The organism is Curtobacterium sp. MCBA15_007 (assembly GCF_001864905.1).
In the GTDB taxonomy this organism is placed as follows: Bacteria; Actinomycetota; Actinomycetes; order Actinomycetales; family Microbacteriaceae; genus Curtobacterium; species Curtobacterium poinsettiae.
Genome location: NZ_MJGM01000010.1, coordinates 30,351 through 40,358 on the forward strand (window position 1 = coordinate 30,351; position 10,008 = coordinate 40,358).

At 72.7% G+C, this 10,008-nt stretch carries 11 protein-coding genes; 8 read left to right on the top strand and 3 right to left on the bottom strand.

The genetic code is table 11. The features are described 5' to 3' along the window. Positions 1-18 precede the first annotated feature (18 nt). From BIU95_RS06365 to BIU95_RS06380, 4 genes are read left to right on the top strand one after another with little or no spacing between them, the layout of a single operon-like run. On the top strand, positions 19-504 hold the full coding sequence (locus BIU95_RS06365; RefSeq protein WP_042540403.1) for a ribose-5-phosphate isomerase: 486 nt from the start codon (positions 19-21) through the stop codon (positions 502-504). Beyond that, the gene (locus tag BIU95_RS06370; protein ID WP_071251018.1) at positions 504-1,319 is read left to right on the top strand and encodes a triose-phosphate isomerase family protein; all 816 of its coding nucleotides are present in this window, start codon (positions 504-506) and stop codon (positions 1,317-1,319) included. The genes BIU95_RS06365 and BIU95_RS06370 overlap by 1 nt, the downstream gene beginning before the upstream one ends. Then, complete coding sequence (locus BIU95_RS06375) at positions 1,316-2,161, top strand: sugar phosphate isomerase/epimerase (protein ID WP_017885793.1); 846 nt, start codon at positions 1,316-1,318, stop codon at positions 2,159-2,161. The genes BIU95_RS06370 and BIU95_RS06375 overlap by 4 nt, the downstream gene beginning before the upstream one ends. Further along, positions 2,158-3,075 (top strand): phosphogluconate dehydrogenase C-terminal domain-containing protein, encoded by a 918-nt coding sequence (locus BIU95_RS06380; protein WP_017885792.1) that lies wholly within the window; start codon positions 2,158-2,160, stop codon positions 3,073-3,075. Before BIU95_RS06375 ends, BIU95_RS06380 begins: the two co-directional genes overlap by 4 nt. Before the next feature lie 114 nt (positions 3,076-3,189). On the opposite strand, the gene BIU95_RS06385 is transcribed toward BIU95_RS06380, so the two are convergent. Next, positions 3,190-4,146: a DUF1648 domain-containing protein gene (locus BIU95_RS06385; protein WP_031259136.1), complete on the bottom strand. Its 957-nt coding sequence runs from the start codon at positions 4,144-4,146 to the stop codon at positions 3,190-3,192. Next, positions 4,143-4,493, bottom strand: a complete 351-nt coding sequence (locus BIU95_RS06390) for a GntR family transcriptional regulator (protein WP_017885790.1) — start codon at positions 4,491-4,493, stop codon at positions 4,143-4,145. Before BIU95_RS06390 ends, BIU95_RS06385 begins: the two co-directional genes overlap by 4 nt. A 133-nt stretch (positions 4,494-4,626) precedes the next feature. Here BIU95_RS06390 and BIU95_RS06395 point away from each other — a divergent pair, with 133 nt between their 5' ends. Next, positions 4,627-4,821 (top strand): hypothetical protein, encoded by a 195-nt coding sequence (locus BIU95_RS06395; protein ID WP_042540396.1) that lies wholly within the window; start codon positions 4,627-4,629, stop codon positions 4,819-4,821. Positions 4,822-4,855: 34 nt separating this feature from the next. Here the strand turns inward: BIU95_RS06395 and BIU95_RS06400 are convergent, their stop codons facing one another. Further along, the gene (locus BIU95_RS06400; RefSeq protein WP_071251020.1) at positions 4,856-6,304 is read right to left on the bottom strand and encodes a PLP-dependent aminotransferase family protein; all 1,449 of its coding nucleotides are present in this window, start codon (positions 6,302-6,304) and stop codon (positions 4,856-4,858) included. Between the two features lie 33 nt (positions 6,305-6,337). On the opposite strand from BIU95_RS06400, the gene BIU95_RS06405 reads away from it, so the two are divergent. The 3 genes from BIU95_RS06405 to rlmN all read left to right on the top strand — a co-directional run bounded on the left by BIU95_RS06405 (position 6,338) and on the right by rlmN (position 9,580). Beyond that, entirely contained in the window at positions 6,338-7,096 is a 759-nt protein-coding gene (locus BIU95_RS06405) for a pyridoxamine 5'-phosphate oxidase family protein (protein WP_071251022.1), read from the top strand. A 182-nt stretch (positions 7,097-7,278) separates the two neighbouring features. After that, positions 7,279-8,253 (top strand): C40 family peptidase, encoded by a 975-nt coding sequence (locus BIU95_RS06410; RefSeq protein WP_056073354.1) that lies wholly within the window; start codon positions 7,279-7,281, stop codon positions 8,251-8,253. Positions 8,254-8,347: 94 nt separating this feature from the next. Beyond that, the gene (gene rlmN / locus BIU95_RS06415) at positions 8,348-9,580 is read left to right on the top strand and encodes a 23S rRNA (adenine(2503)-C(2))-methyltransferase RlmN (protein ID WP_017885785.1); all 1,233 of its coding nucleotides are present in this window, start codon (positions 8,348-8,350) and stop codon (positions 9,578-9,580) included. The last annotated feature ends 428 nt before the right edge of the window (positions 9,581-10,008 follow it).

Consider the following 10,008-nt stretch of genomic DNA (forward strand, 5'->3'; position numbering starts at 1 on the left):
CACGAAAGGCACACCCGCATGAGTGAGCAGCAGTTCCGCATCGTCGTCGGTTCGGACGACGCCGGCTTCGACCACAAGGAGGCCATCAAGGCCGACCTGGCGAAGGACCCCCGCGTGGCCTCCGTGGTCGACGTGGGCGTGGACGCCGACGGCCACACGGCCTACCCGCACGTCGCCGTCGACGCCGCCCGTCTGGTGGCGAACGGCGAGGCCGACCGCGCGATCCTGGTCTGCGGCACCGGCCTCGGAGTCGCGATCGCGGCGAACAAGGTCCCCGGCATCCGCGCCGTGACCGCGCACGACTCGTTCTCGGTCGAGCGCTCGATCCTGTCGAACGACGCCCAGGTCCTCTGCATGGGGCAGCGCGTCGTCGGGGTCGAGGTCGCGCGCCGGATGGCGAAGGAGTGGCTCGGCTACACCTTCGACCAGACCAGCGCGAGCGCGTCGAAGGTCCAGGCCATCTGCGCCTACGACGGCTCCGCGCCGGTGGGGACCGACGCCTGATGACCGCGACCGCGGCGGCCGCCCCCGTGACGATCGGGGTGTCCCTCAAGATGTACTTCTCGCACGCCCGGACGCTCGAGTGGGCGGCCGCCGTGGCCGACATCGCCCGGAGCCACCCGGCGGTGCGCTCCGGCGCGGTCGAGCTCTTCGTGGTGCCGACGTTCCCGTCGCTCGTGCCGGTGCGTGCGGTGATCGGGGACGCCCCCGTGACGCTCGGCGCGCAGGACCTGGCGTGGGCGGACGAGGGCGCGTTCACCGGCGAGGTCTCCGGCGTGGAGCTCCGGGAGATCGGTGTCGACCTCGTCGAGATCGCACACGCCGAGCGCCGCTCCCTGTTCCACGAGACGGACGACGAGATCGCGGGGAAGGTCCATGCAGCGTTCCGCAACCACCTGCGCCCCCTGATCTGCATCGGTGAGACCGCGCGCGCCGCCGACGACGACCCCGCGGCCGCGATCGCCGAGGTCACCGCGCAGCTCGACCGGTTCCTCGCCACGGCCACCGCCGACGGTCTCGCCGGACCGCTCATCGCCGCGTACGAGCCGGTGTGGGCGATCGGTGCCCCGCAGCCCGCACCCGACGAGCACATCGTCGCGGTGCTCGGTGGGATCGAGCAGCACCTGGCGACCCGGCCGGAGCTCGCCGGCTCGGTCGCGATCTACGGCGGCAGTGCCGGTCCGGGCCTGCTGACCCGCGGTGCCGGACGCATCGGCGGCCTGTTCCTCGGCCGCTTCGCCCACGACCCCGAGGCGATCCGCACGATCCTCGACGAAGCCGAGGCGCTGGCCGCGACGCAGGACGGAGCACCGGCGTGACCTCCCTGCTCGGCCTCTCCACCTACGCCTACTTCTGGCGCATGTCCGACCGCGTGCCGTCGCCGATGTCCCTCGACGACGCCCTGCGCGACGCCGCGAGCCACGACGGCGTCGACCTGTTCCAGATCTGCGACCACCTGCCGCTCGACACCGCGACCGATGCGCGCCTGGCGTCGATCCGGTCCCTGGCCACCGACCTCGGTATCACGCTCGAGGTCGGCACCCGTGGCACCCGGCCGGAGCACCTGGCCCGGTACCTGCACGTCGCGCAGCAGCTCGGCGCGACCCTCGTCCGGAGCATGTGGACGAGCGGCGACGACCAGCCCGACGCGGCCGAGACCGGACGACGCCTGCGGCAGGCGCTCCCCGCCTACGAGCGCGCGGGCGTGACCCTCGCGCTGGAGACCTACGAGGTCGTCGCCACCGCCGACCTCGTCGCCGTCGTCGAAGCGATCGGCTCCGACCACCTCGGCATCTGCCTCGACCCGGCGAACACCGTCGCCCGGCTCGAACACCCGGCCGACGTCGTGGCGATGACCGCCCCGCACGTCGTCAACTGGCACGTGAAGGACGCCGCCTTCACCCGCTCACCGGGCTGGGTCGGGTTCCAGTACACCGGCGTCCGCACCGGTACCGGACTGCTCGACCACGACGCCGTCCGCGCCGCGATCGAGCCCGACGCCCGGGGGATCAACCGCGTCATCGAGTTCTGGCTGCCGTGGCAGGACGAGCACGCCGGCGCCGAACCCCTGCCGGGGGAGACCCCCGCACAGACCACCACGCGCATCGAGGCGGCGTGGACCGAACACACCATCGAGTACATCAGGAGCAAGGAATCATGACCGACACCGTCACCACCCCCCACACCGTCGCTGCCGGATCCGGCACGGCCGACGTCACCGTCGCCGTGATCGGTGCCGGCGGCAAGATGGGCACCCGCGTCTCGAACAACTTCGCGAAGAGCGAGTACACGACCCTGTACAGCGAGGCCTCGCCCGCCGGCCAGGAGCGCATCCGGGCCCTCGGCCGCGAGATCACCGACAGCCTCGACGCCGCGAAGGCCGCCGACGTCGTCATCCTCGCCGTGCCCGACGTCCTGCTCGGCACCGTCTCCGAGCAGCTCGTCCCCGTGATGCAGCCCGGCGCCACGATCCTGACGCTCGACCCCGCCGCCGCCTACGCCGGACTGCTCGCCAAGCGCGAGGACGTCCACTACGCCGTGGCGCACCCGTGCCACCCGTCGGTGTTCCTCGAGCGCACCACCAAGGCCGAGTGGGACGACACCTTCGGTGGCATCGCCGCCCCGCAGGAGGTGATCGCGGCCTTCGACGCGTCAGAGTCGCTCGGCGACCAGGACGAGCGCGCCAAGGCCGTCGCCGAGGCCGTCATCACCACCATGTACGCGCCGGTCATCCAGGTGCACTGGGTGACGGTGAAGCAGCTCGCCGTGCTCGAGCCGACCCTGGTCGAGACCATCGCCTGCATGATCGGCGACTTCCTCAACGACGCCCTCGAAGAAACGGTCACCGGTGTCGGCGTGCCCCGCGAGGCCGCCCGCGCCATGCTCCACGGCCACACCTGGATCGCGCTGACGAACGGCCTGCGCGGCTCGAACCCGTTCTCCGACGCCTGCCACATCGCGATGGGCTACGGCCGCGAGAAGCTCATCAAGGAGGACTGGAAGCAGGTCTTCGACGACAGCGAGCTCGACTCGGTCATCGCGAAGATGCTGAAGATCGACGCCGTCCGGCGCTGATCACCCGCGGTCCCCACGGACCGGAACGCCCCGCCGACCCCCTTCCGGCGGGGCGTTCCCCGTGCCGCCACGGCTGCTCCTCGCCAGCCGCCCTGGAGGCCCGGTCCGGCCCCGTCAGATCGTCTCGCGCCCGGCGAGCAGTGCGCCCAGCGCTGCGGCGCCGCCCGCAGCGTCGGGCACGGTCACCATCCGCGCTTGCCCGCCGCGGAGCCGTGCGACCAGCCCCGGCCCGGACCGCACGACGTAGGCGACGCCGCGGCCCGAGATCCGGTAGCCCCAGCCACCCCACTGCCCGGGGGACACCTGCTCCCAGCCGCACGACTCGATGCGCTCCAACGGCACCCGCATGAGCGGGATCCTCGTCCAGGTGGACGTGAGCCGCATGCCCCGTCGGTCGACCGTGAGCTCCACCCGCGCCAGCACCAGCACGGCGAGCCCCGCGAGCACCATGGCCAGACCGGACACGACCGCCGTGGTCACGCCCGCCGACACCGTCCAGACCGCGGTCCCGACGCCGAGCAGCACGACGAGCGCCCCGAGCAGCGCGAACCACCGGCTGCCGACGCGTGCACGCCAGGCCACCCGGGTGTCGGGCCCGACGGTCAGGGGTGCGACGTCGTACGCCGGCACGGGTGCAGCGACCCGGAACAGTGCGAGCACGGGGACGGCGGCGACCACCACGGCGACGAGCAGGAACGGCACCGTCCACCACGGGGACAGGGTGCCGTCGCCGGCCGTGTTCGTCCAGGCCAGCAGGACCCAGGCGGACCCGAGGGTCCCGGCCAGCAGGTTCGCGACGAGCAGCACGGTGGCCGCGGTCCGCTTGTCGTGCCACCGCAGCGCGCCCATCGCGAGCCCGACGGCCACGAGCGCCACCGCCAGGGTGACCCAGAACGCCGTCCAGGGGGAGCCCCAGCCGTCCGCTGTGCCGTCCGTCCGGAAGTGGATCGCGATCCGTGACGGCATGGCGGGCGCCGCGAGGACCGCGGTGAGCACCAGTCCCACCGCGACCAGGAGCCCTGGTGCCACCACCGCCAGCCGTGTGCCCGTGGTCATCGGTCGTGTCGTCATCGTGCCCCCTTGATCATCGTGAACAGGTCGTCGAGCGGGACGCCGAGGGTGTCCGCCTGGTCGCGCAGCTCGTCGACGAGCGTGCGCAACCGGTCGAACGAGGCGTTGCCCGACCGCAGGACCGTCGCACCGCGGCCACGCCGCAACTCGATCAGTCCGTCGTCCTGCAGCAGCGCGTAGGCGCGCAGGACAGTGTGCATGTTGACGTCGACCGAGGCCGCGAGGTCGCGCGCTGCGGGCAGTCGCTCGCCGTTCCGGAGCTCGCCGCGGGCGATCGCGTGACGGATCTGGGTGGCGACCTGTTCCGCCAGGGTCGCGCGGGCCCCCGGGTCGACGGTGATCAACATGTTCGCATTCTATGCGAACAATCCCGCTCGGCACCAGGGGTCACCCGCCCCTCGAGACCCTGCTCGGACGCCGTTTGGCCGCGGAACGCAGGCGCGGTTCCAGCGGGCTCCGGCACGCGTACCGTCCGTCGCGATGACCGATTCGACCACCACCAGCACCCCGTCGAACTACGAGTCCGCCGACGGGGTGGACCCCCTGCGCGTCACCACCTACCGACAGGTCCGCAAGGCCGCACGCCGCGGGCACGCACTGCCCGGCGACGTCGGCGAACCGTCGCTCGCAGACCTCGTGAACGCCCGGAAGAACGGCATCGCCGAGTCCCGCTGACCCCGCGTGGCCGTGCGTGCGGGCGGGCGACCGGTCAGCCGTGCGCGACGGACTCCACCAGCGCGTCGAGCGCCCGGTCGAGTTCCGGCAGCGTGACGGCGCCGTAGCCGAACACGATGCCCGCCGGTGCGCTGCCGGGCGCGAGCCCGTACCCCTCGAGCGTCGCCACTCGTACCCCGGCGTCCGCCATCCGCTCGGCGACGTCGGCCCCGGTGGTCGGACCCGACCACGTGACCACCGCGTGCAGTCCGCCGTTCAGGGCACGGGCCTCCAGTCCGGTGACGTCGTCGAGCCGGGCCGCGATCCGGGCTCGGCGATGCGCGTAGTCGCGGCGCACCCGTCCCAGGTGCCGCCGCAGCGCACCCGTGCGCAGCAGGTGGGCCAGTGCCGCCTGCACCGGCTCGGCGACCACCGCGCCGCGTGCACGCCGCGCCGACAGCACCGCCTCCGCCACACCGATCCCGGCACCTGCTGCGGAGGGCAGGACGACCCAGGCGCACCGCAGTCGCGGGTCGAGCGTCTTCGAGAACCCGCCGACGTGCAGCACCACGCCCTCGGCGTCGAGTGCGGCCAGCGCGGGCACGGGCGTCCCGCGATGCCGGAACTCCGAGTCGTAGTCGTCCTCGACCACCACCGTGCCGGTCGCAGCCGCCCAGGCGAGCAGCCGACGGCGCCGGGCCACCGGCATCACCGAGCCGAGCGGGTACTGGTGGGTCGGACTGACCAGCACCGCGTCGACCGGCCCCGCAGCCTCGAGCGCGTCGAGGTCGAGGCCGTCCTCCCCGACCGGGACGGCGACGAGGGTCCCGCCCGCGCTCGTGATCGCCCGGTGCCCGGTGCGGTAGCCGGGGTCCTCGACGCCGAAGACGGGTGGACGACCCAGCAGGCTCCGCAGCGCCTCGGTGATCAGCGACAGCGCCTCCGAGGTCCCCGCGGTCACGAGCACCCGGTCGACCGTCGTCGTGAACCCGCGGGTCAGGCCGAGCTGGGCGACGACCTGTGCCCGCAGCTCGGGGGAGCCGAGCGGCTCCGCGATCGCGTTCCGGAGCGGTGCCGACGCCGCTGCGCGCCAGGCGGCCCGCCAGTCCCGCTGGGGGATCGCGGTCACGGCGGGGATGCCCGGCCGGCAGTCGATGCGCACTGCGGGCGACGGATCGGCCAGGACGGCGTCGGCGGCGAAGGCGACGGGCGAGCCAGGCCCGGCGCCGCCCGCCACCGACCCACCCGGCGTCCGGCCGTGCACGTCCGCCGCGACCCGGGCCACCGCACCGTGCCGCGTGCGCAGGTACCCCTCGCCGTCGAGTTGTTCGTACGCCGCGACGACGGTGCCGCGCGCCACCCCGAGCTCTGCCGCCAGCGCACGCGTCGACGGCAGTGGATCGCCCTCGCGCAGGGTGCCGTCGTGCACCATCGCGCGGACCCGGGCCACGACACCGGACACTTTGCTCGACTGGTCCACCGTGATCACTCCGAACTGGTCCACGCATCGGACCACTGGCGACCCTACCGTGAGCGCATGCCCACCCCGAACGCCCAGCCGCACCCCACGGAACCCGCCGCCGACGGTCCCTCGCTCCGCGTCCGCCGCCTGCGCGACCGCCAGTCCGACGACCCGGGAGTCCTCGACGCGATCCTCGCCGAAGCCCACGTCGCGCACGTCGGCATCGTCCGCGGCGGCCACCCCGTGGTCCTGCCCTTCCTCTGCGCCGTCGGGGACCTCGGCGACGGCCCGGTCATGCTGCTGCACGGCTCGACCGGAGGCGGCCTGTTCCTCGACGCCGGGGCCGAGGGCATCCCGGTGGCCGCGACCGTCACCCACCTGGACGGCCTGGTGTTCGCCCGCTCCACCAACGACAGCTCCGCGAACTACCGCAGCGCGATGATCGCCGGCCGCGCCACCGTCGTCCCGACCGACCTGCGTGCCGAAGCGCTCTGGCAGGTGGCGGACCACCTCATGCCTGGGCGCCGAGCCGAGGTGCGCGAGATGACCGCGAAGGAGGTCCGCGCCACCCAGGTCCTCCAGCTGCCCCTCGACCGCGCGAGCGTCAAGGTCCGTGCCCACGGGGTCGGCGAGGACCCGGCCGACGGCGAGGACCACGCCGTCTGGGCGGGTGTCCTGCCACTCGCGCTCCGCGCCGGTGTCCCGATCTCGGGGGACATCTCGGGGGACAGTCCGGTGGACGCGTCCGTCCTCGCGCTGTCGGCCCGCCTCGACCGTCTGGCCGCCGACCGGGAGGCCCGGATCGCCGCCGCCATGCGGGTCGCGTCGGTCTGAGCCCGTCCCCACGGCCGCACGCCGGCTCCGGAACAGCCGTGCGCGTCGTCGGAGTGGCCTGCGAGCGGTGATCGTTCCTGTGACCAGCTGCAGGAACACTCCGGCGCTGCCCAGCCGCGGACACCGTCGTGACCAATACGTTACTTTCCGGACCGCCGAGTGGTCCCGACCCGGAAGGACCCATGGGACGCCACACCCTGCCTGCAGCAGCCGACGACCGTCAGCCCACGCGGACGCACACGCACCCCGCGCGACCGCACACGCACCCCGCGGCCGATCCCGCGCCGCTGACGCCGGACACGCAGCAGTCCCGTCCCCGCGGACGCCGCTCGGCCCTCGGCCCCGCAGCCGCCCGTTCCACCTTCGTCGAGCACCCGAAGCCGGCCCGGACCGTGCGGATGCAGCCGCGTCCCGCCCCCGTCGCGTCGTCGGCCGGCAGCGCGGTGCTGAGCCGGACGGCCACCCTGCGTGCCGAACGAGCACTCGACCCGCGGCACATCCGTCGTTCCGCGAACGCGAAGCGCGCCGCGATCCTGCTGGCCCCCGCCATCGCCGTGACCTCGAGCCTGACGCTCGCCCTGCCCGCGAACGCCGACACGCTGCCGGTCGACACCCGCTCCGGCACGACCACGGCACAGGACGCCCAGACCTTCACGGTGGCGCACGACGTGCAGGTCCCCGTGGTCTCGACCGACGGCATGACCACCACCACGACGATCGTGTCCTACCCGACGCTCGACCTGCGGTTCGGGGTGACGACGGCGCAGGCACAGTCCGCGTTGTCCGCCGCGCTGTCGGCCGGCGGCGACCGGGCCACGATCCTGGCGACCGCCCTGCAGTACATGGGGGACCCGTACGTCGAGGGCGGCGCGAGCCACGAGGGCATCGACTGCTCCGGGCTCACCATGGTCGCGTACCAGGCGGTGGGGATCCAGCTCGTGCACTACGTGCCGACGCAGGACGCCGTCGCCACCACGATCCCCGAGTCCGAGGCGTTGCCGGGCGACCTCGTCGTGTACGACGACGACGACCACGTCGGCCTGTACCTCGGCCAGGGGCTCGTGCTGCAGGCACCGCACCCGGGCGAGGTCGTCGACATCGTCCCGATGTACTCGGCGGCGCACCACTTCGCCCGCGTCCTGCCGGCCGGCAGCTGACCCGGCGGACCGCGCCGGGGGCCCTGGTGGTGACCAGCAGGACCACCCGGACGGGGCGTCCCCACGGATCACGGGCCTCCCGTATCCTGGAGTGATGGCTTCCGACACCCGCACCCCGTTCGAACAGCAGCAGTCTGCTCGTCCGCAGGTGCGCCCGCGCACCGAGGGCTGGAAGCAGGCCACCGACACCGACGGCCGGCCGCTCCTGCAGTTCGCGTCGCCGAAGCGTGGCAAGCCGCCTGTGCACCTGGCCGACCTGACGGCCGAGGAACGCGAGGCCCGCGTCAAGGAGCTCGGTCTGCCCGGGTTCCGCGCCAAGCAGCTCGCGACCCACTACTTCCAGCACTACACGTCCGACCCGGCCAAGATGACCGACCTGCCCGCCGCCCAGCGGGAGCAGCTCGTCGCCGGGATGCTGCCGCCGCTCCTCACCGAGACCCGGCGGCTCGCGACGGACAACGGCGACACCATCAAGTTCCTCTGGAAGTTGCACGACGGCGCCCTGGTCGAGTCGGTCCTGATGCGGTACCCCGGCCGGATCACGCTGTGCGTGTCGTCCCAGGCCGGGTGCGGCATGAACTGCCCGTTCTGCGCCACCGGCCAGGCCGGGCTGACCCGCAACATGTCCACCGCCGAGATCATCGAGCAGATCGTCCGGGCCAACGCCGCGATCGCCGCCGGTGAGCTCGGGGGCGATCCCCGCAAGGGCGGCAACGACCGCGTCGACGCCGAACGCGTGACGAACATCGTGTTCATGGGCATGGGGGAGCCGCTCGCGAACTACAAGCGGGTGATGGACGCGGTGCGGTTGATGGTCGCGCCGCAGCCGAACGGCCTCGGCATGAGTGCCCGCGGCATCACGGTGTCGACCGTCGGCCTCGTGCCGGCGATGATCAAGCTCGCGGACGAAGGGATCCCGCTCACCTTCGCGCTGTCCCTGCACGCCCCCGACGACGAACTCCGCGACGAGCTCATCCCGGTGAACTCGCGCTGGAAGGCCGACGAGGCGATCGACGCCGCCCACAACTACTACGTCAAGACGGGCCGTCGTGTCTCGATCGAGTACGCGCTCATCAAGGACATGAACGACCACGCCTGGCGAGCCGACCTGCTCGCCGAGAAGCTGAACAAGCGTGGCAAGGGATGGGTGCACGTCAACCCGATCCCGCTCAACCCGACGCCGGGCTCCGTCTGGACCTCGTCCGAGGTGCACGTGCAGGACGAGTTCGTCCGCCGACTCAACGCCGCCGGCATCCCGACGACCCTGCGTGACACCCGCGGCAAGGAGATCGACGGGGCGTGCGGGCAGTTGGCCGCGGCCGAGTAGGTCGGTCCGGTCAGTCGGTCCGGTCCAGTTGGTCTGGTCGTCTGGTCGTCTGTTCATTCGGAAGGCACGGTGCGGGTTCGCACCGTGCCTTCCGTCGTTCCCGGGGTGCGTCCACCCCGTCGATCACCGGAAACCCGGGGGACAGCTCCCGTTCACCGGAGTGCGACACGCCCGGGAGGAAGGACGGTTGGCGGGCCCCCTGGGGCCTGTGTAGAGTAATCACTCGTTGCCGCTGAGGCGGAGAACGGAACGGCCGAGACGGTCACAGGGTGCAAGCCCTGGATGCGCAGTCCGGACGGGGTCCCGCTCAGGCGACATCCCCCGAAGAAATCGAAGCGATTCGATGTGTCTGACGGTGGAACAAGACGAATGCCTCTCTGGCGGAATCCTTTTGTGGGTCGAGCGGGGAGTGCGTCTGGTCCTTGAGA